The organism is Streptomyces sp. NPDC001532 (assembly GCF_040298625.1).
Classification (GTDB): domain Bacteria; phylum Actinomycetota; class Actinomycetes; order Streptomycetales; family Streptomycetaceae; genus Streptomyces.
In genome coordinates this window covers 26,930-51,019 of record NZ_JBEPAL010000023.1, presented here as the reverse complement: position 1 = coordinate 51,019, position 24,090 = coordinate 26,930, and the positions used below count along the sequence as shown (strand labels likewise).

The window sequence follows — 24,090 nt, the reverse complement described above, 5'->3', positions numbered from 1 at the left end:
CCGGCCATGAGCTACGACCCGCCGCGCCCGGCCGGTCGTCTGTTGCTCACCCCCGAGGACAAGGACGCCCCCGCCCGCACCCTGCGGCTGCGCGGACTCGGACTCGGACAGCGCCCGGAGCCCGCCCTCGACGCCTTCGCGGCCCGCCTCGCGGCCCACACCGGAGCGCCGTACGCCATGGTCAACTTCCTCGACGAGAACGGGCAGTTCTTCGCCGGACTGCACGCCCCGGACACCGGTCCGGCCGTGCCCGACGGCGGCAACCGGCCCGTCGTCGGCCGCCGGCTGCCGCGCGACCACGGCTTCTGCCCGCATGTCGTCGTCCGGCGCAAGGCACTGGTCCTGGAGGACGTCAGCGACTATCCGCGGTTCGCGGGCAACCCGGTCGTCGACGAGTTCGGCATCCGCTCCTACCTCGGCGCCCCGCTCCTCGACACCGCCGGGATGGTGCTCGGCACGGTGTCCGTCGCCGACACCGCGCCGCGGCCCTGGGGCAGGACCGGCCTGGAGACCATCAAGTCGACGGCCGCGGAACTCGCCGCACACCTGGAGCGCGGCCCGGCGCGTTGAGCCCTCCGGGGGGTGTGAAGGAAAGCTGTGGCGCCGCTTAAGAAAACCTCGATGGACCAGGGGCATCCTCGTACGGAAGATTGCTAGGCGATTCCACCCCCCTCCCCGGCCGCGGGCGCTTCGGCATGCCCCGGCCGGGTCTCAACGTCAGGAGCCGTAGCGTTGAAGGCGCTGGTCAAGGAGAAGGCGGAGCCCGGGCTCTGGCTCGTGGACGTCCCGGAGCCCGCCGTCGGACCCGGCGACGTACTGATCAAGGTGCTGCGCACCGGTATCTGCGGCACCGATCTGCACATCAGGGCCTGGGACGGCTGGGCGCAGCAGACCATCCGCACCCCGCTCGTGGTCGGACACGAGTTCGTCGGCGAGGTCGTGGAGACCGGCCGGGACGTCACCGACATCGCGGCCGGCGACCGGGTCAGCGGTGAGGGCCACCTGGTGTGCGGCAAGTGCCGCAACTGTCTGGCCGGCCGCCGCCATCTGTGCCGCGCCACGGTCGGCCTCGGCGTCGGGCGGGACGGGGCGTTCGCCGAGTACGTGGTGCTGCCCGCGTCCAACGTGTGGGTGCACCGTGTGCCCGTCGACCTGGACGTCGCGGCGATCTTCGACCCGTTCGGCAACGCCGTGCACACCGCGCTGTCGTTCCCGCTGGTCGGCGAGGACGTCCTGATCACCGGCGCCGGTCCGATCGGACTGATGGCCGCCGCCGTCGCCCGGCACGCCGGCGCCCGCAACGTGATGATCACCGATGTGAGCGAGGAGCGGCTGGAGCTGGCCCGCAAGATCGGGGCGAGCCTCGCGCTGAACGTCTCCGACGCGACCATCGCCGACGGCCAGCGCGAGCTGGGCCTGCGCGAGGGCTTCGACATCGGCCTGGAGATGTCCGGCCGCCCCGAGGCCATGCGGGACATGATCGCCAACATGACCCACGGCGGCCGGATCGCCATGCTCGGCCTGCCGTCCGCCGAGTTCCCCGTCGACTGGGCCCGCATCGTCACCTCGATGATCACCATCAAGGGCATCTACGGCCGCGAGATGTTCGAGACCTGGTACAGCATGTCGGTGCTGCTCGAAGGCGGCCTCGACCTGGCCCCCGTCATCACCGGCCGGTACGGCTACCGCGACTTCGAGGCGGCGTTCGCCGACGCCGCGAGCGGCCGCGGCGGCAAGGTCATCCTCGACTGGACCCTCTGAGACCTCCCAAGGACCGAAGATGTTCGACTCCGTGCGCGACGACCTGCGCGCCACCCTCGACGAGATCCGCGCCGCCGGGCTGCACAAGCCCGAGCGCGTCATCGGCACCCCGCAGTCCGCGACCGTCGCCGTCACCGCGGGCGGCCGCCCCGGCGAGGTCCTCAACTTCTGCGCCAACAACTACCTCGGCCTCGCCGACCACCCCGAGGTGATCGCCGCCGCCCACGAGGCGCTGGACCGCTGGGGCTACGGCATGGCGTCCGTGCGCTTCATCTGCGGCACGCAGGAGGTCCACAAGGAGCTGGAGGCGCGGCTGTCCGCGTTCCTCGGCCAGGAGGACACCATCCTGTACTCCTCCTGCTTCGACGCCAACGGCGGTGTCTTCGAGACGCTGCTCGGCCCGGAGGACGCGGTCATCTCCGACGCCCTCAACCACGCCTCCATCATCGACGGCATCCGCCTCTCCAAGGCCCGCCGCTTCCGCTACGCCAACCGCGACATGGCGGACCTGGAGGCGCAGCTCAAGGAGGCGTCCGACGCGCGCCGCAGGCTGATCGTCACCGACGGCGTCTTCTCCATGGACGGCTACGTGGCGCCGCTGCGCGAGATCTGCGACCTCGCCGACCGCTACGACGCCATGGTCATGGTCGACGACTCGCACGCCGTCGGCTTCGTCGGCCCCGGCGGGCGCGGCACCCCCGAGCTGCACGACGTGATGGACCGCGTCGACATCATCACCGGCACGCTCGGCAAGGCCCTCGGCGGCGCCTCCGGCGGCTATGTCGCCGCCCGCGCCGAGATCGTCGCCCTGCTGCGCCAGCGCTCCCGCCCCTACCTCTTCTCCAACACCCTCGCCCCGGTGATCGCCGCCGCCTCCCTCAAGGTCCTCGACCTGCTGGAGTCGGCCGACGACCTGCGCGTCCGGCTCACCGAGAACACCGCGCTGTTCCGCCGCCGGATGACCGAGGAGGGCTTCGACGTCCTCCCCGGCGACCACGCCATCGCGCCCGTGATGATCGGTGACGCGGCCGAGGCGGGCCGGATGGCGGAGCTGCTGCTGGAGCGCGGGGTGTACGTGATCGGGTTCTCCTATCCGGTGGTCCCGCAGGGCCAGGCCCGCATCCGGGTGCAGCTGTCCGCCGCGCACTCCACCGAGGACGTGAACCGGGCCGTGGACGCCTTCGTCGCCGCCCGCGCGGAGCTGGCCGCCTGACCTGAGAGAATCGATCCCGTGATCGAAGCGCGGCGGCTCCACATCCTCCGTGCGGTGGCCGACCATCGCACGGTGACGGCGGCTGCCGCCGCGCTGTACCTCACCCCGTCGGCGGTCTCCCAGCAGCTGACCGCCCTGGAGCAGGAGACCGGCCACCGCCTGGTGGAGCGCGGCGCCAAAGGCGTACGGCTCACCCCGGCCGGCGAGATCCTGCTCAGCCACACCCATCTGGTCCTCGCCCAGCTGGAGCGGGCCGAGGCGGAGCTGGCCGCCTACGGCTCGGGCGCGGCCGGCACGGTCACCGTCGCCGCCTTCGCGACCGGCATCGCCGAGGTCGTCGCGCCCGCCGTGGCCCGCCTCGCGACGACCTCGCCCGGCATCCGCATCCGGGTGCAGGACGCCGAGGGCGACGCCAGTCTGCCGATGGTGCTGGACCGGCAGGTCGACGTGGCGGTGGCGGTGGAGTACCGGGGCGCGCCGTCCGCCGACGACCCGCGGCTGACCCATGTGCCGCTGTACGCCGAGCCGTTCGACGCGGTGGTCCCGGTCAGCCACCGGCTGGCGGAGACGGCCGAGGTGCCGCTGGCCGAGCTGGCCAAGGACCCGTGGATCGGCCCGTACCCCGGCAACCCCTGCCACGACGTGGTCGTGCTCGCCTGCGAGAGCGCGGGCTTCCAGCCCCGCCTGGAGCACTCCTCCGACGACTTCCGCGCCGTCGTCGCACTCGCGTCGGCGGACGCGGGCGTGGCCCTCGTCCCGCGCTCGGCGCTGCGCGGGATGGACCTGGCCGGCGTGGTGGTGCGGCCGGTGGACGGGGTCGCGCCCACGCGCCGGGTGTTCGCCGCCGTGCGCCGGGGCGCGGAGGAGCATCCGCTGATCCGTCCCGTGCTGGACGCGCTGCGGGACGCCGCCGAAGGGTAAGGAACCGGCCAGGCAGGGAACCGGCCACCGGTCGAACGCGGTCTCGGGTGGCATGCGTGTGACGATGATCCTCCCGGCCCTGACCGAGGCGACCAGCCCGCTGTTCCGGCCCATCAAGTACTCGCTGTTCCCGCCCCTGGGCCTGGCCACGCTCGCCGGGTATCTCGACCCCGACGACGAGGTCACGCTGCTCGACGAGCATGTGGAGCGGGTCGACCTGGAGGCCCTTGAGACCCCCGACCTGCTGGTCGTCCAGCCCTACATCACCTCCGCCCGGCGCGGTTACGAGATCGCCGACCACTTCCGTGCCCGGGGCGTGCACGTGGCGATGGGCGGTCTGCACGTCACCTCGCTGCCGGAGGAGGCCGCGGCGCACGCCGACACGATCTTCACCGGCCCCGGCGAGGACACCTGGCCGCTGTTCCTGAAGGACTTCCGCGACGGCGTGCCCGCGCGCCGCTACGACTCCACGCAGCGCACCCTGGCCGGGCTGCCGCCGGTGCGGCGGGACCTGATCAAGCGCCACCTCTATCTCGTCCCCAACTCGATCGTGGTGTCCCGAGGCTGCCCGCACCACTGCGACTTCTGCTACAAGGACGCGTTCTTCGAGGGCGGCAAGTCCTTCTACACCCAGGCCGTTGACGACGCGCTGGCCGAGATCGACCGGCTGCCCGGCCGCCATCTGTACTTCCTCGACGACCATCTCCTCGGCAACCGCCGGTTCGCCGAGGCCCTGTTCGACGGCATGCGGGGGATGGGCCGGCTCTGGCAGGCGGCGGGCACCGTCAGTTCCGTACTGAAGCCGGATCTGCTGGAGCGCGCCGTGGAGGCGGGCCTGCGCAGTCTGTTCGTCGGCTTCGAGACCGTCAACGACGCCAACCTCGCCGAGCGGCGCAAGGACCAGAACATCGGCACCGACTACGCCGCGGCGGTGCGGCGCCTGCACGACGCCGGGGTGATGGTCAACGCCAGCTTCGTCTTCGGCCTGGACCAGGACGGCCCGGACGTCTTCGACCGCACCGTGGCGTGGGCGGTCGAGCAGGGCATCGAGACGGCGACCTTCCACATCATGACGCCGTATCCGTCGACCGGGCTGTGGAAGCAGCTGGAGTCCGAGGGGCGCATCGTGCACCGCGACTGGGATCTGTACGACACCCGCCATGTGGTCCACCGGCCCAAGGGCATGACGCCGCGTCAGCTGGAGGACGGCTACTGGCGGGCCTACCGCGACTTCTACCGCTGGTCCAGCATCTGGCGCGGCTCGGCGGCCCAGCCGGGACCGCACGAACGGCTGCGGCACCTGGCGTACGCGGGCGGGTGGAAGAAGTTCGAGCCCGCCTGGGACCTGCTGATCCGCTCCCGGCGCGTGGTGCGGGCGCTGCCCGCGCTGGAGCGCACCCTGGCGGCGTTCGGCGGCCGGGAGTGACCGGCGACACAGCTCAGCAGGTCCCATATCCGGGATAGCATCCCGGATATGAAACAAGACGTCACCGAGACCGGCGCGGACGCCGTGGACGCCCGGCTCGGCGCCCGGCTCGCCGAGCTGCGCGCCGAGCGCGGCTGGTCGCTGGGGGAGCTGGCGGAGCGCAGCGGGGTCAGCCGGTCCACCCTGTCCCGCGCCGAGCGCGCCGAGATCAGCCCCACCGCCGCCGTACTGAACCGGCTGTGCAACGTCTACGGCCGCACCATGTCCCAGCTGCTCAGCGAGGTCGAGGGCGAGCCCACCGCGGTGCTGCGGGCCGCCGAGCAGCCGGTGTGGGAGGACCGCGCGGCGGGCTTCGTCCGCCGCCAGGTGTCCCCGCCGCACGCCGGGCTGCGCGGCGAACTCGTCGAGGGGCGGCTCGCCGCCGGCGCGGACCTGGCCTACGACCGGCCGCCCGTGCCCGGACTGGAACAGCACATCTGGGTGCTGGACGGCACCCTCGAGGTGACCGCGCAGGACGCAGAGCACCGGCTGGAGACCGGGGACTGCCTGCGGCTGCGGGTCTGGGGCCCGACCCGGTTCCGCTGCCCCGGCCCCGTGGACGCCCGCTATGTGCTGGCGGTGGTGCTGCCGTGACCGTGACGACGATCCGACTGGACGCGGACCGACTGCTCGACCACGCGGACGAGTTGGCGGAGCTGCTGGTCGACACCGTGGCGAGCGGCGCCTCCGTCGGCTTCCTCGCACCGCTCGACCCCGCCGAGGCCGGCGCCTGGTGGCGGGGACGGGCCGCCGCGGTGGCCGCCGGGTCACTGGCCGTCTGGGCGGCGTACGACGGGAAGCGGCTGGTCGGCACCGTCTCCCTCGCCTTCGCCGACAAGCCGAACAGCCGCCACCGCGCCGAGATCGTCAAGCTGATGGTGCACCGGGACGGCCGCGGCCGGGGCCTCGGGCGGCGGCTGCTGACCACCGCCGAGGAGGCCGCCGCGGCGGCCGGTGTCACCCTGCTGCACCTGGACACCGAGACCGACAGCCTCGCCGAGCGGCTGTACGGCTCGGCCGGCTGGACGCGGCTCGGCGCCATCCCCGACTTCGCCGCCGAGCCCGGCGGCGAACTGCGCCCGACGACCATCTACTACAAGCAACTGCCCCCGGCGCCGGCCATGGCCTCCACCAGGTGATTGTCAGTGGCAGGGACTACCGTGCGGGTCATGTCGGATGCCGAGGACGTACGTCGTATCGCCCTGTCCCTGCCGGACACCACGGAGAAGATCGCCTGGAGCATGCCCACCTTCCGGGTCGCGGGCAAGATGTTCGCCACGCTGCCCGAGGACGAGACCTCCATGGCGGTGCGCTGCCCCAAGGAGGAGCGTGCCGAACTGGTCCTCGCCGAACCGGGGAAGTTCTGGATCGCCGACCATGAGGTCCAGTTCGCCTGGGTGCGGGTGCGGCTCGCCGCGCTGGAGGACGAGGCGGAGCTGCGGGACATCCTCGCCGACTCCTGGCGGCAGGCGGCACCGACCCGACTCCTCGACTCCCACCCCGAGTTGGGGCTGTCGTCCGGCGGGTGAAAATCCCTTGGACGCACGCGACCGCCATGGCATGATCCCCGGGCTCGGGAGGGCCGGGGAGGGAGTGCGCCAGTGACGTCCGGGACGCCGTCGGCCGAGAGTCTGTGGTCGCGGGAGTTCAACCTGTTCTTCGTCGGCCGTGCCGTCGCACGGCTCGGCGACACCATGCTGCCGGTGGCCCTGGCCGCCGGGCTGCTCCAGCACGGGTACGGGGCCGGAGCGGTCGGTCTGGCGATGGCCGCGACCGCCGCCTCCTTCGCCGGACTCGTCGTCTTCGCCGGGGTGATCGCCGACCGGTTCGGCACCCGCGCCCTGATGATCGGCTCCGACCTGGTCCGGCTCGGCACCCAGGCCCTCGCCGCCGGCCTGTTCTTCGCCGACCACGTGGTGCTCTGGGAGATCTGCGTGATCGGCCTGGTCAACGGGGCGGCGGGCGCCGTCTTCCAGCCCGGTGTCGCCAGCATGGTGCCCCGCCTCGCCGCCGATGTGCAGGGCGCCAACGGCGCGATCCGCGTCGCCGAGTCCTTGGCCCAGCTCGCCGGACCCGCCACCGCGGGAGTGCTGGTCGGCCTCGCCTCACCCGGCGGGGTGTTCGCCGCCCACGCCGCCACCTACGCGATCAGCGCCCTGTGCCTGCTGCTGCTCCGCCTGCCCCCGCTCGCTCCGGACAGCCGCCCCGCCGCCCACCCGGCCGCCACCTTCCGGGCCGACCTGGTCGAGGGGTGGCGTGAGTTCCGCTCGCGGACCTGGCTGTGGGCCGTGATCGCCGTCTGGTGCCTCTACATGATCGCGGTCTGGGGGCCGACCGGCCCGCTGGTGGCCGCGGAGGTGGTCCAGGACCACGGCGCGCGCGCCTACGGCCTGGTCAACTCCGCGCTCGGCGCCGGCACCGTCGTCGGCGGCCTCCTCGCCCTGCGACTGCGCCCCCGCAGGATGCTGCGCGCGGGCGCCTACGCCCTGATCGGCTTCGCCGGATACCCGCTCTGCGTCGGGCTCGGGCTCGGCGTGCCCGCCATGGCGGCCGGGGCCGCGGTCGCCGGGGCCGGGATGTCGTTCTGGAGCGTGATGTGGGCGACCAGCGTGCAGACCCAGGTCCCGTCCGAGGTCCTCAACCGCATCCACGCCTACGACGTGGCCGGGTCGCTGGCGATGATGCCCGTCGGCCAGGCCCTCGCCGGACCGGCCGCCGCCGCGCTCGGCGTGGAGCGGGTGCTGCTGGTCGCCGGGGCGATGAGCTTCGTCGTGGTGATCGCGCTGCTCTCGGTCCCGGCCATCCGCGGCCTGGTGCGCGCCGACGCGCCCTCGGCACCGCGCGGACGGGTGCCGGAGAAGGCGGCCCTGGTCCGTCCCGAGTAGCGGCCCGGAGGCGCACCCACGGAAAAGGGGTGCGCGACCACCGACCCGAGTGCGGTATGGTTTCTCTGCGCGTTCGGCCAGGGGAAACCCCAGGTCAGACGGCACCGGGACGTGGCGCAGCTTGGTAGCGCACTTGACTGGGGGTCAAGGGGTCGCAGGTTCAAATCCTGTCGTCCCGACGGTGAAGTACAAGGTCAGGGCCCTGTTTCGACAGGGTCCTTTTCCTGTCGTGTAAACGGTCAGCCGGCCTGCTACCACCGATCCACAGTCCAACGCTGCGGGCCCTGGTTACGATCCCCCGATGGAATGGTGGAAGACGATCGCGCCCCTGGTCGGTGTTGTCCTGGGAAGTCTCGGCACACTGCTCGGGCAGAAGCTGTCCGACTCACGCACCCTCCGGCGTGACCGGCTGCTCGCGCAGGAAGAAGCGAAGATCCGTCTGGCCGCAGAGCGGGCGACTCTCCAGCGGGAAGCGATCATGGAGATACAACACGCGCTTGAAGGCAGCATGGCCGCCAACGAGCTGCCGCCCGGGGCCCGGATGAGTGAGCAATTCCGGGCAGCGGCAACGGAATCCGCGCTGCATCTCCGTGCTCACATTGCCCGGCTAGAAGACCGTGAACTGGCCGCCAGCGTGCTGGAGTGGCTGGAGCCACACCGCAATGCGGCAGCGGCACGGGCGGCGCTCGATGCGCTTCAGGACCGACTGAGCCGCCATCTTCGAGGGCTCTACGCGGACGGCCCTGCCTAGCGCGCGAACGCTGGCGTCATCAGCGCCCTGTCCTGCGCACGGCGGGCGTACCGTGGCAGCGTGGCAAACGAAGACCTGGGGAAGACTCTGCGCCGCCTGCGCCGTCTGGCCTCCCTCACACAAGAAGAGCTGGCCGAGCGCTCTGGCGTATCCGTTGACGTGATCCGTCAGCTCGAACAGGGACGGAAGCATTCGGCGCGTCTGCCCACGCTGCACGCCCTGGCGAATGGTCTCGGTGTGGAGCTGACCACGCTTCTCGGGGATCCGCCTGCTGTGTCCTCCTCCGGGGAGAACGACGGTCCCCGCTTCGTGGCGGTGCGCCGTGCCATCATGCCCGCGCTCTGGGGACCGGCGCCCGAGCCGCCCGGACCCGACTTCTCCATGAACAGCCTGCGTGAGCAGATCGCGGACGGCTGGACGCAATACCACTCTGCCGAGTTCGACACGGTGATGAAGGCGCTGCCGGACCTGATCTCGGATGCGCGCTCCGCCACTGCATCGGGCAGCGACGATTCGCGCAGGGCCGGTTTCGCGGCTCTAGGGAAGGCACTTCAGCTCGCCGGGCACGTAGCCGTGCGGATGGGCAAGACGGACCTCGCTCTGATCAGCCTCGAACGCGCCATAGACGCTGCCGGACAGTCTTCCGATCCGCTGCTACTGCCAATGATCGTTAACTCCACGGCGTGGACGTATCAGCGGCAAGGCCGCCTGGAAGACGCGTTGGGTATCGCCCTCCGGGCCGCCGACGACATGGCGAACGCGGGCCATACGGATACGACCGATGGCCTGAAGGTGTGGGGTGCGCTGACCATGAGCGCCGCCACATCGGCCGCGCGCAGCGGCGACTACGAGCGCGCAGCCGCGATGATGGAGACGGCCGAGAAGGAAGCCGCCCGCGTCTCGAAGTTGCCGGACGGCGGAGACAACCGCATGGTCAGCGTCTTCAGCCCGTCATCGGTCCGCATCGAACGCGTCCGGCTCGCAGTGCAGTACGGGCATCCGCAAGACGCCCTGGCTCTGGCAAAGGGGATGCGGCTCAGCAAGGACACGCCTCCGTCGTGGCGCACGTGGCTGCTGCTGGATGTGGCCCGAGCGCACACGGACACTGGGGATGCGGCCGGAGCGGTGAAGACCCTGGAGTCCCTGCGCCGTGTGGCGCCGACGTGGATGCAGCACCACACCTTGGCCGTGGCGATCGTGCGCGACCTGTGGGCGCTCCCCAATCACCCTCCGGGCCTGCGGTCGTTGGCGGAGTTCCTGGGGGTCTGCGAATAGCGTGGTGAAAGTGGGACGTTGCGCCCCTGTCAGCGTTCCAGGCATGTCGCTTACATGAGCGGACAGCGCCCCGGCGGCCGTGCGACCGGCCCCGGGGCTTGGCCGATCTGAGGAAGCAGACCGACATGCCGCAACCTACAACGCGGGCTCGCAGGACCGGGCACCCCGGGTACAGCGAGACCCTGCCCCGTCAACCCGAGAGTGCCGCGCCCGCACGGCGCCTGGTCCGCGCCGCGTGTGCCGTGTGGCGCTTGGACGACCTGGCCGAGGACGGCGCCCTGATCGTCTCCGAGTTGGTGGCCGACGCCGTGCAGCACGCCCGGCGGGAGTCCATCCGGGTGGCCGTCGACCGCCCCGGCGCGGGGCGCGTGCGCATCGGCGTCGTGGACTTCTCGAAGGCTCCGCCGGTGCGCAAGGCGTCCGGCCCCGAGGACGAAGGAGGGCGCGGATTGGCGCTCGTGACGAAGCTGGCGGATGCCTGGGGCAGCGAGCCGCTGCCGTGGGGGAAACGGGTGTGGGCGGAGCTGCACGGGAAGGGACACGGATGACCGGCGAGCAGAAGCGGCGCGCGTGGGTGGGCGACATGATCCATGACGAGGACGCCGACCGGCGCGGGATCGTGGCGGACGTGCGCGGCGGCGCCACGTGGGTGCTGCGGCCGGAGTACGGGCCGGACCGGTGGACCTCGCAGCGGCCGGACCGGCTGCGGGTGATCAAAACCCGGGAAGAGAGGCTGCGGGAGCGGAGCGCCTGACGACAGAAGCCCCGGCACGGTGGAGTTCACCGGCCGGGGCTTCGTCGTCTCACGTCCGTCTCACACAGATCTCACGAACTGCACGGTCTGTCGCGGAGTTTGCGGCCCTGACCTGGACTTTTGCAGTCTCCCTGGATTTCGCGGACCCCCCTGGACTGTGTTTCGTTCACTGGGGGTCAAGGGGTCGCAGGTTCAAATCCTGTCGTCCCGACGGTGCGAAGGGCTTCGCGGACGAGAGTCCGCGAAGACCCTTACGCGTGTTCCGGGGAACCCGCCCTCCGGTCTCAGCGAGCCCCGACCGGCTCCGGACCGTCGACCGGCTCCGCACCCCCGACCGGCTCCGGGCCGTCGAGCGCGCAGGCGTCGTCGACGCCGTGGGACGCCCAGGCGGGGAAGGGGTCCTCGGCGGGTAGCGGTTCGCCGGGGCGCAGCAGACAGGCGGACAGCTCCGCGTGCACCGCCGCCCGGTCCAGCCCGGTGCCGATGAAGACCAGTTCCTGCGCGTACGGCGCCTCGTCGTCGCGGGCCGCGGAGGGTTCGAAGCGGGCGACGGAGCCCGCCTGCGACCACAGGCCGGTCACCCGCGGGCGGGTGGCCAGGGTGAAGAAGCCCTTGGACCGCAGCACCCGGCCGCAGGCGCCGCCGTCCAGCCGCTCGGTGACGAACTCCCACAACCGGCCCGGGTGGAAGGGCAGTTCGGAGCGGAACACGGTCGAGGAGATGTCGTACTCCTCGGTCTCCGGCACATGGTCGCCGTTGAGTTCGCGGACCCAGCCGGGCGCCTGCTGGGCGCGGTCCAGGTCGAACAGGCCGGTGTCCAGCACCTGGCGGAGGCCGACCCGGCCGTGGACGGCCGGGACGACCCGGGCCGCGGGGTTGAGGCGGGCGAGGATCGCGCGCAGCCGGTCGGCGGCGGTGGCGTCCACCAGGTCCAGCTTGTTCAGCACGAGGACGTCGGCGAACTCGACCTGGTCCATCAGCAGGTCGCTGACCGTGCGCTCGTCGTCCTCGTACTGGTCCAGGCCCCGCTCGGTCAGTTCGTCGCCGCTGTTCAGCTCCGTCAGGAAGCCGGCCGCGTCGACGACGGTGACCATGGTGTCCAGCCGGGCCAGATCGCCGAGGGTGGCGCCGTCGTCGCGGGCGAAGGCGAAGGTGGCGGCCACCGGCATGGGCTCGGAGATGCCCGACGACTCGATGAGGAGGTGGTCGAAGCGGCCCTCCCGGGCCAGCCGGTCGACCTCCAGGAGCAGATCGTCGCGCAGGGTGCAGCAGATGCAGCCGTTGGTCATCTCCACCAGCCGCTCCTCGGTGCGCGACAGCGCGGCCTCGCCGCCGCGGACCAGCGCCGCGTCGATGTTGACCTCGCTCATGTCGTTCACGATGACCGCCACCCGCAGACCCTCGCGATTGGCGAGGACATGGTTGAGCAGTGTGGTCTTGCCCGCCCCGAGGAATCCGGAGAGCACGGTGACGGGCAGTCGCTCGTAGGGCACCGGCGATCAGCCCTCGGGCCGCAGCAGCCCGCGCTCGTACGCCTTGACCAGGTGCTGCGGCACGAGGTGGCGGACGCCGTCGACGGTCACGGGGACCAGCGGCGGCGTGCTCGCCTTCCACTGGGCGCGGCGGTGGCGGGTGTTGCTGCGGGACATCTTCCGCTTGGGGACGGCCATGGGAGTCCTTCCTGGTGGGTGAACCAGGCAGACGCTACATGAAAATGGGTCCCATTACGAAAAAGTAGTTCGCCGTCGGCCGTCTTCAGCGGCGGCTGCGCACCTTCCCCTCCCTGGGCGCCGGGATGAACTGCAACTCCAGCGCCGCCGGCGGCTCGGCGACACCAGGACCGCCGTCGGCGGCCCAGCGCAGCAGTTCCTCCGTGGAGTCGTCGTCCGTCGCGAAACCCACCCACACCGCGCGGCCCCCGGCCCGCCGCCCCGTGCTGGACGGCTGCACCACGACGACGTTCGCCTGGTCGCACGGGCCCAGACAGTCCGTGGTCCGCACCGCGAACCGGCCGCCGGACTCGGCCGCGGCGGCCCGCAGCCGGGCCAGCTGCCAGGCGTGGTCGGTGCCGGGGTGCTTGCGCGCGTTGCCGCAGCAGCAGCCCCGGCACACCACGAGGGTGCACGGCCGGGCGGCGAACCGGGCGGTGCCGACCGTGCTCAAAGCGCCAGGCCCACATGGGCGAGGGCCTGCTTGAGCAGGACGCCGTGCCCGCCCGGCATCTCGCTCTGCACCGCCTCCGACGCCGCCTCATGGGGGCTGAACCAGACCAGGTCGAGGGCGTCCTGCCGGGGCCGGCAGTCACCGGTGACCGGGACGACGTAGGCGAGGGACACCGCGTGCTGCCGGGGGTCGTGGTAGGGGGTGATGCCCTGGGTCGGGAAGTACTCGGCGACCGTGAAGGGCTGGAGCGAGGCCGGGACGCGGGGCAGCGCGACCGGGCCGAGGTCCTTCTCCAGGTGACGCAGCAGGGCGTCCCGGACCCGCTCGTGGTGCAGCACCCGGCCGGAGACCAGCGTGCGGCTGACCGTCCCGTCCGGGCCGATGCGCAGCAGCAGTCCGATGCTGGTGACCTCACCGCTGTCGTCCACGCGGACCGGCACCGCCTCGACGTACAGGATCGGCATCCTGGCGCGGGCCAGTTCGAGTTCGTCGGGTGTCAGCCAACCGGGCGTGGTTTCGGTCATGTCAGACATTGCTTGATCATACTTTCAGGTGGCGTCGGAAAACCGGTAGACCCGGCGGGCGTTGTCCCTTGCCCGCCCACCGGGCGATCCGCGAAGCGTCGGGCAGGCTCGGCTCGTCGGCGTCCACCCGCTCCGCGAGCAGCCCGGCCGGGCCCTTCCGGAAGGCCGGCGCGCCGAGTTGGAAGAACTCGGCGACACCGTAGGCGTGCGAGCTGTACGGCAGTTCGCGGAACGGGGCGATCTCCAGGGCCTCGGCGAGGACGGCTGCGAACCGGGCCGGGCCGACGTGCGTCAGCGTCAGACCGGGATCGAGGTGCACCTGCTCGAACACCGAGGCCGGACAGGCGGCTTGGCGGTGGTACGGCCAGCAGCGCAGCAGCAGCAGCGGGACGGTTCTGGCGGTCAGCCGCGGCCAGTCGGTCAGCAGCGCCGGGTCCGCGTGGTGCGGCCGCAGATCGCGTCCCCGAACCCGGTGTGCAGCTGGAGCGGCAGGCCCAGCTCCACGGCCGTCCACAGCGGATGCCGGACCAGCACGGGGTCGGCGAGCCGTCCGCCGCCCACCGCGAGCCACCGGCGGGCCGCGCCGGTGACCTCCGCGTCGGAGGGCCGCGCCGGATCGAGGGCGAAGCCGGTGCGGTAGGCCGCCACGGACTTCACCGCCACCACGCCGGGCCCGCGCACCGCCTCCCCGGCGGCCGTCCGGAACGTCTCCGCGCAGGCGTCCGGCTCCACCCCGGCCGCCGCCACCGCCTCCGCGACGTTCTCCGGCCGTACGACCTCCCACGCCTCGGCGTCGGCGGCGCGGGCCGCCTCGGCCGGGGTGGTCGGGCCGCGCGGGGCGTGCCCGGTGTCGACGCCGAACACGCCGGTCGCGAGCAGGCCGGACACGGCTCGCCCTCCTGGGTGATCCGGTCCACCGGGGCCCATGCCCAGCCGGGCGGCGCGGCGAGCACGGTCAGCCGGTCCAGGTCCGGACAGAGGCGCGGATCGCCGTCGGGCGAGCCGAGCACATCGGTGCGGACGATGGTGTCGTGCGCCAGGAAGGTGTCGAACACCGGCGACATGCCGACACCCCACGCCACGGCGTCGGCGAGCCGCGCGGTCGGGATCGTCTTCACCCGGGCGACGCCGGCGGTGTCGACGTAGGCCAGGACGATGCCGTGCACGTCCCGCCCGGACAGCTCCTCGCTCAGCGCGCCGGCCCGCTCGACCTCGCCGGGTCGGCCGCCGGGCACCGGATCGGCCAGGGTGGTCATCGGTCCTCCTCCGGCTCATCACCGGGCTCAGGGCACCACGGGGCTCAGGGTTTGACCGCCACCGCGCCGAACTGCGGGACCACGACGGGCCACGGGCTCCGCGGGCGCCACTGCGAGCACGACACCAGGCCCGGCTCCAGCAGCTCCAGCCCCTCGAAGAACGCGGCGACGTCCGCGCGGCCGCGGGCGGTGATCGGCGGTGTGGCGTTCTCGTTCCAGAACCTCATCGCCGGGATCTGGCCCTCGCCGCCCAGCTCGGACTCGTAGGTGGGGTGGGTGAGGACCAGGAAGCTGCCGGAGGGGACCGCCGAGACGACCCGGCGCACGATCTTCCGCGCCTCGTCGGTGTCGAGCACGAAGTTCAGGATGCCCAGCATCATCACCGCGACCGGCCGGGACAGGTCGAGGGTGCGGGCGGCCTGCTCCAGGATGGTGTCCGGGTCGTGCACATCGGCGTCGATGTAGGCGGTGGCCCCGGCCGGTGTGCCGGTGAGCAGGGCGCGGGCGTGCAGCAGCACGACCGGGTCGTTGTCGACGTAGACGATCCGCGCGTCGGGCGCGACCCGCTGGGCGATCTCGTGGGTGTTGTCCGCCGTGGGCAGACCGGTGCCGATGTCCAGGAACTGCCGCACCCCGCGCTCCGCGGCGAGGAACCGCACCGCCCGGCCCAGGAAGTCGCGGTCCGCGCGGGCGATGTCCCGGATCACCGGGAACATCGAGGCGACGTGATCGCCGACCTGGTGGTCGACCTCGTAGTTGTCCTTGCCGCCGATCCAGTAGTTCCAGACCCGGGCGTTGTGCGCCACACCGGTGTTCAGGCGTGCCGCTCCGTCCGCAGGGGTGGGGGCCTCGCTCACGTCGCTTCCTCTCCTCGCCCGTACCGCGGTCCCCGTCATTGTGCCGCGTCCATGATCAGGCCGTCCCGGTGACCGGGCGAGGGGACGATCACCCGGAAGGGTGAGGGCCGCCGGGTAGGGTTGACAGTCGCCCACGGAACGACACTGAACGACACCGAACGACACACGGCTGCCGTCGCAGGAAGCAGGACATGCCCTACTCGCACTCGCCCCTCACCGCCGCCGACACCGCGTCCGCCGCCGCGCCCGAGGCCCCTCCCGCCGACATCCGGCTCGTCGTCACCGACATGGACGGCACCCTCCTGGACGACGACAAGCGGGCTCCGGCCGGGCTGTGGGAGGTGCTGGAGCAGCTGCGCGAGCGCGGAGTGCTGTTCAGCCCGGCGAGCGGCCGGCAGTACGCGACCCTCGTGCGCGAGTTCGCGCCGGCCGCGCAGGGCATGGTGTTCATCGCGGAGAACGGCACCTACGTGGTGCGCGACGGGGTCGAGTTGAGCAGCGACCCGCTGGACCCCGGTGTGGTCGCCGAGGTCGTCGCGGCGGTCCGGCGGCTCGCGGCCGACGGCACGGACGTCGGAGCCGTCGTCTGCGGCAAGAGATCCGCCTACGTCGAGCGCGCCGACGAGCCCTTCCTCACCGAGGTGCGCCGGTACTACGTGGAGAACCGCGTCGTCGAGGACGTCACCGCCGTGGACGACGACATCCTCAAGGTCGCCCTCTACGACTTCGGCCCCGCCGAACGCGGCACCGCGCCCGCGCTGGCCGCGTTCGCCGAGACCCACCAGGTCGTGGTCTCCGGCGCGCACTGGGTCGACGTCATGAACCGCACCGCCGACAAGGGCGCCGCCATCCGCAGGCTCCAGCGCGACCTGGGGATCACCCCCGCGCAGACCATGGTGTTCGGCGACTACCTCAACGACCTGGGCATGCTGGACACCGCCGACTGGTCCTTCGCCATGAGCAACGCCCACCCCGAGGTCGTCCGCCGCGCCCGCCACCTCGCCCCGTCCAACAACGACGACGGAGTGCTGCGCACCATCAGGCGAGTACTGGGCCTGCCGGCGGCCGGCACCGGCGACTGACGGACCGACGGATGAACCGACTGACGGGCTGACGGACTGACCGGACCGACGGGCTGACGGACTGACCGACTGACGGAGTGACGAAGTGGCGGGCTTGCGGCGGAATCGTCGGCGATCCCTGGGTCCGACCGCGTCAGCCCGCCCTCGTCGGCGACGCGTCCGGGGCGACCGCGCCGGGGCTCCCCGCGCCTCGGCGCCCCGGTGTCGCCGCTCGCCCGGCTGGGCATGGTGAGGGGTGCCGACCGGCCGCTCGGGCCGTGACGTCACGTCGAAGAGGGGGAGCCATGCCGTCGGTTCCGTCGACTCCGTCCATCTCGTCGAATCCCGCACCACGTCAGCGCCCGCAGCCGGTGCTGGCCCCGCCCGCCCGCGCGGCCGTCTTCCTGGTGGTCACCGTCGACCCCGGCGGGGAGAGCGCCGCCCGCGAGGTGCTGGCCGAACTCGCCGCCTGGGAGCGCGCGTTCGCCTTTCCGCACCCCAACGGCGACCTGTCCTGCGTGGCGGGCGTCGGCGCCGACGCCTGGGACCGCCTGTACGGTGCCCCGCGCCCGGCCGCCCTGCACCCGTTCCGCGAACTGACCGGGCCCCGCCACCACGCCGTGTCCACCCCGGGCGACCTGCTCTTCCACATCCGGGGCGCGCGCCCCGACCTGTGCTTCGCGCTGACCGCCGAGATAGTGAAGGGCCTGCGCGGACTCGCCACCGTGCAGGACGAGGTGCACGCCTTCGCCTACTACGACGCCCGCAACCTGCTGGGCTTCGTCGACGGCACCGAGAACCCCGTCGGCCCCGACGCCGAGGAGGCGGCGCTCATCGGCGACGAGGACCCGGAGTTCCGGGGCGGCTCGTACGCGATCGTGCAGAAGTACCTGCACGACGTGGCGGCCTGGGAGTCACTGACCACCGAGGAGCAGGAGCGGGTGATGGGCCGGGTCAAGGCGACCGGCCTGGAGCGGGCGGCGCCCGGCTCGCACCGGGAGGTCAACACCGTGCTCGGCCCGGACGGCACCGAGCAGCGCATCCTGCGCGCCGCGATGCCGTTCGGCCGGCCGGGCCGGGGCGAGTTCGGCACGTACTTCATCGCCTACGCCCGCGATCCGCGACTGACCGAGACCATGCTGCGCCGGATGTTCCTCGGCACCCCGGCCGGCGGCCCCGACCCGCTGCTGGACTTCTCCCGCGCCGTCACCGGCAGCCTGTTCTTCGTCCCCTCGGCCGATCTGCTCCAGCACGTCTCCGAGCACGGCAAGCCGCGCTGAGTCAGTCGTCCTCGCCCTCGTCGCCGGCAGGCGTGTCGGCCGCCGGTGCCGGGGTCTCGGCGGCCGGGGCCGCGGTGTCGGCCGCGGGCACCTGCGCCGTGGTGGCGGTCACCGGCGCGTCCGTGCCCGGGGCGGTGGTCCCGGCGACCGGGGCATCGGCGTCCACCGCCGGCGTCCGCACCTGGCTCTGCTCCCGGGAGTCCTGGGAGTCGGCGGCCGGCGCCTGGTCCTGCGGCGCGCTCGACGCGGCACCCGAGGGGTCGGCGGTGGCGGAGGGATCCGTGCGGGAGCTCTCGGTGCCGCTGTCGTCGGGCGAGAACAACAGCATCCCCGTGACCACCGCCGCGATGAACAGGCCCATGCCGGCGGCCCCGGCCGCCACCTTCCGTCCGTTCCCGGACGGCGCGCGGCGCCGGGAGCCCGGTCCGCCGGAGGACGGCAGCATGTACGTCGTCGCCTGACCGGACTCGCCGAGCGAGCGCGACCGGGTGCGGGACTGCGGGTGCGGCTGACCGTGCGGCTGCCCGTGCTGGGCGGCGTGTGACTCGCGGTGGGGCGCCCGGTGCGCGGCGGAGTGCGGCGCGGGGTGCGAGGTGGGGTGCGGATCGTGCCGCGGGCCCTCGGCGGGGAGTCCCGGCGCGGCCGCGGGCAGCGGCTCGGCGCGGCCCTGCCAGGCGCCCGACGCGAACCACTCGGCCACCTGCGCGGCGCCCGGCCGGTGCTCGGGCTGCTTGGCCAGCAGACCGAGCAGGTAGTTCTCGAAGGCGGGCGGCAGCTGGGCGCCGCACTGCCGGGGCGGGGTCGGCGCGGCGTCGAGGTGCTGGTGGAGGATGGCGATCGCGCTGTCGGCCTGGAACGGCGGCGCGCCCGTCAGGAGTTGGTAGAGCACACAGCCCAGCGAGTAGACGTCGCTGGCCGGGCCGGCCGGCTTGCCCAGCGCGCGCTCCGGGGCGATGTACAGGCTGGTGCCGACGATCTGCCCGGTCGCGGTGAGCGCGGCGGCCGGGTCGTCCATGAAGCGGGCGATGCCGAAGTCACCGATCTTGAGCGTGCCGTCGGTGTCCAGGAGCAGGTTGGCGGGCTTGATGTCCCGGTGCACGATGCCCTGCTGATGGGCGGCGGCGAGTCCGGCGGCGGCCTCGGCGGCGATTCTGGCCACCCGGTCGGCGGACTGGGGCCCCGAGCGCGCGAGCAGCCCGGCCAGGCTGTCGCCCTCGACCAGTTCCATCACCAGGAACAGCCGGTCCTCGTACGTACCGAAGTCCAGGACGCCGACCACATGCGGGTGGTGGAGCCGGCCGGCGGTCTGGGCCTCCAGCCGGAACCGGGAGGCCGCGGTGGTGTCGGAGTCCTGGGGCAGCAGCAGCTTGACGGCGACCGGCCTGCCGAGCGTGTCGTCGTAGGCCCGCCAGACCTCTCCCATCGCGCCGCGCCCGATCGGGTCCTGCAGCCGGTAACGGCCCGCTATGAGCACCTGTGCTTCGTCCTCGTCCTGAGTGAGTCGACCGCCGCGGGCCGTAACTCACCGCGCGGGTGCGGGTGATGTGGGGAAAAGCGCCGCGGCTGGCACAGCGTACCGGCCGTACGAGGTTGTCGATCACCTCGGGCGCCGGTCGCCCCGCCCGACGGCGACCTCCGCGACCGGCGGCGCCACGGCCGCGCCGCCCCGAACGGGACCCTCGCGGCACGGAGTTGGGTTGACCATCGTCCGGCACCCGCGGGCCACGGCCGCGGGCCACGGGCCGCGGGCCGCGGGCGGGTCCACCGGGCGCCGGGCGTCGGCCCCTCGCGGCCCACCGGCCGGTCCGGTCCGTCCCGGCCGCCGTCGAGGGTTCGGCCCGGTGGTGTGCCGGGTGCGGGTGCCCCCGCCGCCTCGGCCGGCTGGACGCCACGGCCGACGGCATGCCGTGGGGCGTCCGGCGGTGCAGGATGGATCGGGCGCAGCACCGCCCCGCCCGCCGTCCAGCGCAAGGAAGCAGCATGAGCGATCCGGCCGCCGTCGCCCGCCTCACGCAGGAGCTCACCGCCGACCTCAAGGTCGGCGAACTGGAGGACTTCTACCGCGACCTGCACCGCCACCCCGAGCTGTCCTTCGAGGAGCACGGCACCGCCGCCGCCCTCGCCGACCGGCTGCGCGCGGCCGGGTACACGGTGACGGAAGGCGTCGGCGGTACCGGCGTGGTCGGCGTGCTGAGCCACGGGGACGGGCCGGTGGTGTGGCTGCGCGCCGACATGGACGCGCTGCCCGTGCGGGAGGCGACCGGGCTGGCGTACGCCTCCACCGTCGACGGTGTGATGCACGCCTGCGGCCACGATCTGCACGTCACCTGGCTCGCGGGCGCCGCCGAAGCGCTCGCCGCCGGACGGGACGCCTGGTCCGGGACCGTCGTCGTGGTCGGGCAGCCCGCCGAGGAGGCCGGCGGGGGAGCGGCGGCGATGGTCGCCGACGGCCTCCACGAGCGCTTCCCGCGCCCGGACGCGCTGTTCGGCCAGCACGCCGCCCCGGGACTCGTCGGGGCGTACGCGCACACACCCGGTCTGATCCTGTCGGCCTCCGACGACCTCGACATCGTGGTGCACGGCCGCGGCGGTCACGGCTCACGGCCCGAGGCCGCGGTGGACCCGGTGGTCACCGCGGCGCACCTCGTCACCCGGCTCCAGACGGTGGTCGCGCGGGAGGTCGCCGCCAAGGAGTCGGTGGTGCTGACCGTCGGCCGGTTCCACGCCGGGACGCGGCACAACGTCATCCCCGCCGAGGCGCGGCTCGGGCTGAACCTGCGCACCCAGGACGCTGGCGTCCGCGACCGCGTCCTCGCGGCCGTGCGGCGGATCGCCGAGGGGGAGTGCGCGGCCGCGGGCTGCCCGGCCCCGCCCGAGATCACGCTCGCCCCGGACGGTTTCCCGACCACCGTCAACGACGCCGCCCTCGACGCCGAGACCACCGCCGTCCACCGCGCGCTGTTCGGCGCGGGCGCCGTGCTCGACCTCGGTCCGGCGACCGGCAGCGAGGACTTCTCCCACCTGGCGCCCGAAGGGGTGCCGTACGACTACTGGTTCGTCACCACGACCCCGCCGGACATGTGGGCGGCGGCGCCCGGTGAGGGTCTGGCGGAGAAGCTGGCCGCGGTGCCCGCCAATCACAGCCCGCTGTTCGCGCCCGATCTCGCGGCGCTGGTGCCGGGCGTGCGGACGCTGGTGTCGGCGGCGCTCGGCCGGCTCACCTGATCGGACCACGCCCGCCCGGTGCCCGAGCCGATCGGGCTCCAGCGACGGCCCAGCGGGCCGGGGTGCCGATCAGCCGAGCCGATCAGCCGGGCCGATCAGGCTTTGCGGCCCACCGCCCCGTAGAGCGACACCGGGCCCGGGCCGAGGTCGGACTCGCCCTCCGCCAGCTCCGGACGCCAGTCCACGACGGACACGACACCCGGCTCCAGCAGGTCGAGCCCGGTGAAGAAACGGCCCACCTCCGCCTGCGAGCGGGCCACCAGGGGCACCCCGCCCGCGGTGTACGCCGCGATGCCCCGGTGGACGTTCTCCGGCTCGAAGTCGGCGGTCATCGCGGACAGCACCAGCGCGCTGCCTGGCGCCAGCGCGCCGACCAGCCTGTCCACCAGCTCGTAGGCGCCGTCCTCGTCCGCGATGAAGTGCAGCAGCGCGATCAGGGACAGGGCGACGGGACGGTCGAAGTCGATGGTCTGGGCAGCCTGTTCGAGGATCCGCTCCGGCTCGCGCACGTCCGCCTGCACGTAGTCCGTCGCGCCCTGCGGGGTGCCGCGCAGCAGGGCGGCGGCGTGCGCGAGGACGATCGGGTCGTTGTCGACGTAGACGACGCGGGACTCCGGCGCGGTGGCCTGGGCGATCTGGTGGAGGTTCGGCTCGGTCGGGATGCCGGAGCCGATGTCGAGGAACTGGCGGATGCCCGCCTCCCGGACCAGCAGCCGGGTGGCCCGCTGCATGAACCAGCGGTTGCCGCGGGCGGCGCGCGGGGCGCCGCCGTCGATCGCCATGATCTGCCGGGCGAGTTCCTCGTCGACCGGGTAGTTGTCCTTGCCGCCCAGGTACCAGTCGTACACGCGGGCCGGATGGGGCCGCGTCGTGTCGATCCGCCGCACGGTCGGCTCGGTCCCCGTCACACTGCGCTCCTCTGCTCGGCGGGCCGGCGACGCGGCCCTGGGATGCGAGCAGTCTGACACGATCATGCGGCGCGGCGGAGAGTGTCTTCGGCCACCTCCTTCGCCAGCGCCGCCCGCACCAACGCGGCGGCCAGCACGGCCGGTTCGGCGTCTCCGGCGAGTTCGACCAGCCGGTTCGCGTCCTCCGGCAGCCCCAGCCGCCGGGCGCCCGACAGGGCCTTGGTGTCGATGTGGGGAGCCACTTCCGGCCAGACGCGCTGTACCTCGCGCAGGAAGATGTCGGCGCCTGCCGGGCCCATGCCGGGGACCTCCCGCAGCAGCCGGCGCAGCGCGCCGACGTCCCCGTCCGCCTCCTCGCGCAGCCGCCGCAGATCGCCGCCCCAGCGCTCGATCAGCAGCCGCGCGCCGTCACCGAGCATGGTGGCTGTGCGCTCGTCGTAGCGCCGGTAGCCGCCTTCGCCGAGCGCGTCCACCCGCTGCTGCCAGTCGGCCCCGGCCATCCGCCGCGGATCGCGCAGCCCCGCCTCGTGCAGGGCCCGCGCGGCCGCGACGGCGACCGAGGCCCGGATCCGTGCGCTCAGCAGCACCGCCAGCACCAGCAGCCGGTACAGCGGCTGCGGGGTGTCCTTCAGGCGGATGCCGGCCTCCTCGGCGTACGTCCGCCCGTGCGCCCGCACCAGCTCGCGCACCACGTGCCGTGGATCGGTCATGGCTTCAGCGGGTCGTGGCCGATCGTCATCAGCTCGTGGCGCCGGCTGGTGCGGTCGCCCTCCGGCTCGTTCGCCATGTCGGTGCGCCCGGACACCATGTCGACCACCAGCGCCATCACCCGGACGTCCGCGTCGGTCAGATCGGTGCGCCGCTTGCGGAGGATGGCGAGAACCTGCTGTCCGAGCGGCGGGCCCGCCTGGTCCGGCAGCGACTCGGACGCCTCGTCCGCGTCACGCACCCGCAGCCAGGCGGCCAGCTCCTGCGAGGTCATGTTCACCACGCGGTGGAAGTCCTCCCACAGCGCGTCGAGTTCGAGGGAGTCGGTCACGGCCTGTCCCTTTCCTGGATTGCGTGCCATGGGGAGCGTGCGCGCGGGCCCGCTCGGCGCGGGCCCGGGCGCGGGGTCACTCGTCGCGCGGGAAGTTCTCCGCGTCGAACATCCACCGCTGCTTCTCCAGGTCGCCGGTGATGGCGATCAGCAGGTCCTGGGTGACCGGATCCGGACGGTCGGTCGCCTCGATACGCTCCCGCAGCCGTCCGATCGCCGCCTCCAGCGACTCCACCATCACCTGGACCACCTCGGTGTCGCGGACCCAGCCGTCCTTCGGGCTCGGCAGCGTGAACCGCGCGGCGATGGTCTCCGGACGGCCGTCCGGCGGCACGCCCAGCGCGGAGGAGCGCTCGGCCACCGTGTCGGCGTGCGTACGGGCCGTCGCGACCACCTCGTCCAGCTGGAGGTGGATCGAGCGGAACCGGGGTCCGACGATGTTCCAGTGCGCCTGCTTCCCGATCAGTGACAGCCCGAGGAGATCGACCAGCGTCTCCTGGAGCGCGTCGGTGGCGATGCGGCGGGCGTCGTCGGGCAGCGTGCTCTTCACTACGGTCATCGCGGGCTTTCTCCTTCTCACGTCGTCCCAGAGGTCTGGACGTACGGAGCGGCGCGTCGCGAGGGCCCCGAGGCGCCCACGGGGACGGACGACTCGGCGTCCTGTCCCGGCGCGGGCCGCTCACCGCAACCGCTCCTGGGGGCGCGGGTGCCCCGGGCGTAACGGCGCAAACGTGACGCCGGGGGTGCGTGCC

At 73.1% G+C, this 24,090-nt stretch carries 28 protein-coding genes, 1 tRNA gene and 1 pseudogene; 17 read left to right on the top strand and 13 right to left on the bottom strand.

Annotation, left to right across the window (positions count from 1 at the left end):
- The first annotated feature begins 6 nt into the window (after positions 1-6).
- The 14 genes from ABT232_RS21595 (at position 7) to ABT232_RS21530 (ending at position 11,025) form a co-directional block, all read left to right on the top strand.
- Complete coding sequence (locus ABT232_RS21595; RefSeq protein ID WP_351842262.1) at positions 7-570, top strand: GAF domain-containing protein; 564 nt, start codon at positions 7-9, stop codon at positions 568-570.
- A 162-nt stretch (positions 571-732) separates the two neighbouring features.
- A complete protein-coding gene (gene tdh / locus ABT232_RS21590) occupies positions 733-1,761 on the top strand; it encodes an L-threonine 3-dehydrogenase (RefSeq protein ID WP_351842260.1) in 1,029 nt (342 codons plus the stop codon).
- A gap of 19 nt (positions 1,762-1,780) precedes the next feature.
- The gene (locus tag ABT232_RS21585; protein ID WP_351842258.1) at positions 1,781-2,974 is read left to right on the top strand and encodes a glycine C-acetyltransferase; all 1,194 of its coding nucleotides are present in this window, start codon (positions 1,781-1,783) and stop codon (positions 2,972-2,974) included.
- An 18-nt stretch (positions 2,975-2,992) separates the two neighbouring features.
- A complete protein-coding gene (locus ABT232_RS21580) occupies positions 2,993-3,895 on the top strand; it encodes a LysR family transcriptional regulator (protein ID WP_351842256.1) in 903 nt (300 codons plus the stop codon).
- A 52-nt stretch (positions 3,896-3,947) separates the two neighbouring features.
- Complete coding sequence (locus ABT232_RS21575) at positions 3,948-5,321, top strand: B12-binding domain-containing radical SAM protein (protein WP_351842254.1); 1,374 nt, start codon at positions 3,948-3,950, stop codon at positions 5,319-5,321.
- A gap of 48 nt (positions 5,322-5,369) precedes the next feature.
- The gene (locus ABT232_RS21570) at positions 5,370-5,954 is read left to right on the top strand and encodes a helix-turn-helix domain-containing protein (protein ID WP_351842252.1); all 585 of its coding nucleotides are present in this window, start codon (positions 5,370-5,372) and stop codon (positions 5,952-5,954) included.
- 2 nt (positions 5,955-5,956) lie between these two features.
- Entirely contained in the window at positions 5,957-6,499 is a 543-nt protein-coding gene (locus ABT232_RS21565) for a GNAT family N-acetyltransferase (protein WP_351842250.1), read from the top strand.
- A gap of 30 nt (positions 6,500-6,529) precedes the next feature.
- The gene (locus tag ABT232_RS21560; RefSeq protein ID WP_351842248.1) at positions 6,530-6,889 is read left to right on the top strand and encodes an MmcQ/YjbR family DNA-binding protein; all 360 of its coding nucleotides are present in this window, start codon (positions 6,530-6,532) and stop codon (positions 6,887-6,889) included.
- Positions 6,890-6,961: 72 nt separating this feature from the next.
- Positions 6,962-8,245, top strand: coding sequence for an MFS transporter (locus tag ABT232_RS21555; RefSeq protein ID WP_351842246.1), 1,284 nt, complete (start codon positions 6,962-6,964; stop codon positions 8,243-8,245).
- Positions 8,246-8,350: 105 nt separating this feature from the next.
- Positions 8,351-8,424, top strand: a tRNA-Pro gene (locus ABT232_RS21550).
- Positions 8,425-8,546: 122 nt separating this feature from the next.
- Positions 8,547-8,996, top strand: coding sequence for a hypothetical protein (locus tag ABT232_RS21545; RefSeq protein ID WP_351842244.1), 450 nt, complete (start codon positions 8,547-8,549; stop codon positions 8,994-8,996).
- Between the two features lie 60 nt (positions 8,997-9,056).
- On the top strand, positions 9,057-10,271 hold the full coding sequence (locus tag ABT232_RS21540) for a helix-turn-helix domain-containing protein (protein ID WP_351842242.1): 1,215 nt from the start codon (positions 9,057-9,059) through the stop codon (positions 10,269-10,271).
- A 125-nt stretch (positions 10,272-10,396) separates the two neighbouring features.
- Positions 10,397-10,819 (top strand): ATP-binding protein, encoded by a 423-nt coding sequence (locus ABT232_RS21535; protein WP_351842240.1) that lies wholly within the window; start codon positions 10,397-10,399, stop codon positions 10,817-10,819.
- Complete coding sequence (locus ABT232_RS21530; protein WP_351842238.1) at positions 10,816-11,025, top strand: hypothetical protein; 210 nt, start codon at positions 10,816-10,818, stop codon at positions 11,023-11,025. The genes ABT232_RS21535 and ABT232_RS21530 overlap by 4 nt, the downstream gene beginning before the upstream one ends.
- 284 nt (positions 11,026-11,309) lie before the next feature.
- Here the strand turns inward: ABT232_RS21530 and ABT232_RS21525 are convergent, their stop codons facing one another.
- The 8 genes and pseudogenes from ABT232_RS21525 to ABT232_RS21495 all read right to left on the bottom strand — a co-directional run bounded on the left by ABT232_RS21525 (position 11,310) and on the right by ABT232_RS21495 (position 15,825).
- Positions 11,310-12,518 carry a GTP-binding protein gene (locus ABT232_RS21525; RefSeq protein WP_351842236.1) on the bottom strand — a complete coding sequence of 403 codons (1,209 nt, stop codon included), beginning with the start codon at positions 12,516-12,518 and terminating at the stop codon, positions 11,310-11,312.
- 6 nt (positions 12,519-12,524) lie between these two features.
- On the bottom strand, positions 12,525-12,695 hold the full coding sequence (rpmF, locus tag ABT232_RS21520; RefSeq protein ID WP_351842234.1) for a 50S ribosomal protein L32: 171 nt from the start codon (positions 12,693-12,695) through the stop codon (positions 12,525-12,527).
- An 85-nt stretch (positions 12,696-12,780) separates the two neighbouring features.
- On the bottom strand, positions 12,781-13,188 hold the full coding sequence (locus ABT232_RS21515; protein ID WP_351842232.1) for a (2Fe-2S) ferredoxin domain-containing protein: 408 nt from the start codon (positions 13,186-13,188) through the stop codon (positions 12,781-12,783).
- Positions 13,185-13,712: an NUDIX hydrolase family protein gene (locus ABT232_RS21510; RefSeq protein WP_351842398.1), complete on the bottom strand. Its 528-nt coding sequence runs from the start codon at positions 13,710-13,712 to the stop codon at positions 13,185-13,187. Before ABT232_RS21510 ends, ABT232_RS21515 begins: the two co-directional genes overlap by 4 nt.
- A gap of 16 nt (positions 13,713-13,728) precedes the next feature.
- The gene (locus ABT232_RS38485; RefSeq protein WP_450871707.1) at positions 13,729-14,043 is read right to left on the bottom strand and encodes a hypothetical protein; all 315 of its coding nucleotides are present in this window, start codon (positions 14,041-14,043) and stop codon (positions 13,729-13,731) included.
- 89 nt (positions 14,044-14,132) lie between these two features.
- The gene (locus ABT232_RS38480; RefSeq protein ID WP_450871714.1) at positions 14,133-14,600 is read right to left on the bottom strand and encodes a hypothetical protein; all 468 of its coding nucleotides are present in this window, start codon (positions 14,598-14,600) and stop codon (positions 14,133-14,135) included.
- Positions 14,582-14,968, bottom strand: a pseudogene (locus ABT232_RS21500) (glutamine synthetase); the annotation flags it as partial. The pseudogene ABT232_RS21500 and the gene ABT232_RS38480, both read right to left, overlap by 19 nt.
- Positions 14,969-15,012: 44 nt before the next feature.
- On the bottom strand, positions 15,013-15,825 hold the full coding sequence (locus ABT232_RS21495) for an SAM-dependent methyltransferase (RefSeq protein WP_351842230.1): 813 nt from the start codon (positions 15,823-15,825) through the stop codon (positions 15,013-15,015).
- A gap of 191 nt (positions 15,826-16,016) precedes the next feature.
- On the opposite strand from ABT232_RS21495, the gene ABT232_RS21490 reads away from it, so the two are divergent.
- Positions 16,017-16,907: a Cof-type HAD-IIB family hydrolase gene (locus tag ABT232_RS21490; protein WP_351842228.1), complete on the top strand. Its 891-nt coding sequence runs from the start codon at positions 16,017-16,019 to the stop codon at positions 16,905-16,907.
- Between the two features lie 284 nt (positions 16,908-17,191).
- Positions 17,192-18,166, top strand: coding sequence for a Dyp-type peroxidase (locus ABT232_RS21485; protein ID WP_351842226.1), 975 nt, complete (start codon positions 17,192-17,194; stop codon positions 18,164-18,166).
- Between the two features lies 1 nt (position 18,167).
- Here ABT232_RS21485 and ABT232_RS21480 read toward each other — a convergent pair whose 3' ends face one another.
- Positions 18,168-19,640, bottom strand: a complete 1,473-nt coding sequence (locus ABT232_RS21480) for a serine/threonine-protein kinase (protein ID WP_351842224.1) — start codon at positions 19,638-19,640, stop codon at positions 18,168-18,170.
- Between the two features lie 506 nt (positions 19,641-20,146).
- Here ABT232_RS21480 and ABT232_RS21475 point away from each other — a divergent pair.
- Positions 20,147-21,391 carry an amidohydrolase gene (locus ABT232_RS21475; RefSeq protein WP_351842222.1) on the top strand — a complete coding sequence of 415 codons (1,245 nt, stop codon included), beginning with the start codon at positions 20,147-20,149 and terminating at the stop codon, positions 21,389-21,391.
- 95 nt (positions 21,392-21,486) lie between these two features.
- Here ABT232_RS21475 and ABT232_RS21470 read toward each other — a convergent pair whose 3' ends face one another.
- From ABT232_RS21470 to ABT232_RS21455, 4 genes are all read right to left on the bottom strand, one after another.
- A complete protein-coding gene (locus tag ABT232_RS21470) occupies positions 21,487-22,299 on the bottom strand; it encodes an SAM-dependent methyltransferase (protein ID WP_351842220.1) in 813 nt (270 codons plus the stop codon).
- A gap of 62 nt (positions 22,300-22,361) precedes the next feature.
- Positions 22,362-23,009, bottom strand: a complete 648-nt coding sequence (locus ABT232_RS21465) for an endonuclease (RefSeq protein ID WP_351842218.1) — start codon at positions 23,007-23,009, stop codon at positions 22,362-22,364.
- Positions 23,006-23,338 carry a DUF3140 domain-containing protein gene (locus ABT232_RS21460; protein ID WP_351842216.1) on the bottom strand — a complete coding sequence of 111 codons (333 nt, stop codon included), beginning with the start codon at positions 23,336-23,338 and terminating at the stop codon, positions 23,006-23,008. Before ABT232_RS21460 ends, ABT232_RS21465 begins: the two co-directional genes overlap by 4 nt.
- Before the next feature lie 76 nt (positions 23,339-23,414).
- Entirely contained in the window at positions 23,415-23,897 is a 483-nt protein-coding gene (locus ABT232_RS21455; protein WP_351842214.1) for a Dps family protein, read from the bottom strand.
- Positions 23,898-24,090 lie beyond the last annotated feature (193 nt).

What these genes read in the sequence shown, in the direction of transcription:
- rpmF (WP_351842234.1), bottom strand. Translation starts at nt 12,695, where the DNA reads ATGGCCGTCCCCAAGCGGAAGATGTCCCGCAGCAACACCCGCCACCGC.
- ABT232_RS21560 (WP_351842248.1), top strand. Translation starts at nt 6,530, where the DNA reads ATGTCGGATGCCGAGGACGTACGTCGTATCGCCCTGTCCCTGCCGGAC.
- ABT232_RS21575 (WP_351842254.1), top strand. Translation starts at nt 3,948, where the DNA reads ATGCGTGTGACGATGATCCTCCCGGCCCTGACCGAGGCGACCAGCCCG.
- ABT232_RS21595 (WP_351842262.1), top strand. Translation starts at nt 7, where the DNA reads ATGAGCTACGACCCGCCGCGCCCGGCCGGTCGTCTGTTGCTCACCCCC.
- ABT232_RS21465 (WP_351842218.1), bottom strand. Translation starts at nt 23,009, where the DNA reads ATGACCGATCCACGGCACGTGGTGCGCGAGCTGGTGCGGGCGCACGGG.
- ABT232_RS21535 (WP_351842240.1), top strand. Translation starts at nt 10,397, where the DNA reads ATGCCGCAACCTACAACGCGGGCTCGCAGGACCGGGCACCCCGGGTAC.
- ABT232_RS21585 (WP_351842258.1), top strand. Translation starts at nt 1,781, where the DNA reads ATGTTCGACTCCGTGCGCGACGACCTGCGCGCCACCCTCGACGAGATC.
- ABT232_RS21545 (WP_351842244.1), top strand. Translation starts at nt 8,547, where the DNA reads ATGGAATGGTGGAAGACGATCGCGCCCCTGGTCGGTGTTGTCCTGGGA.
- ABT232_RS21490 (WP_351842228.1), top strand. Translation starts at nt 16,017, where the DNA reads ATGCCCTACTCGCACTCGCCCCTCACCGCCGCCGACACCGCGTCCGCC.
- ABT232_RS21485 (WP_351842226.1), top strand. Translation starts at nt 17,192, where the DNA reads ATGCCGTCGGTTCCGTCGACTCCGTCCATCTCGTCGAATCCCGCACCA.
- ABT232_RS21475 (WP_351842222.1), top strand. Translation starts at nt 20,147, where the DNA reads ATGAGCGATCCGGCCGCCGTCGCCCGCCTCACGCAGGAGCTCACCGCC.
- ABT232_RS21510 (WP_351842398.1), bottom strand. Translation starts at nt 13,712, where the DNA reads ATGACCGAAACCACGCCCGGTTGGCTGACACCCGACGAACTCGAACTG.
- ABT232_RS21455 (WP_351842214.1), bottom strand. Translation starts at nt 23,897, where the DNA reads ATGACCGTAGTGAAGAGCACGCTGCCCGACGACGCCCGCCGCATCGCC.
- ABT232_RS21530 (WP_351842238.1), top strand. Translation starts at nt 10,816, where the DNA reads ATGACCGGCGAGCAGAAGCGGCGCGCGTGGGTGGGCGACATGATCCAT.
- ABT232_RS21570 (WP_351842252.1), top strand. Translation starts at nt 5,370, where the DNA reads ATGAAACAAGACGTCACCGAGACCGGCGCGGACGCCGTGGACGCCCGG.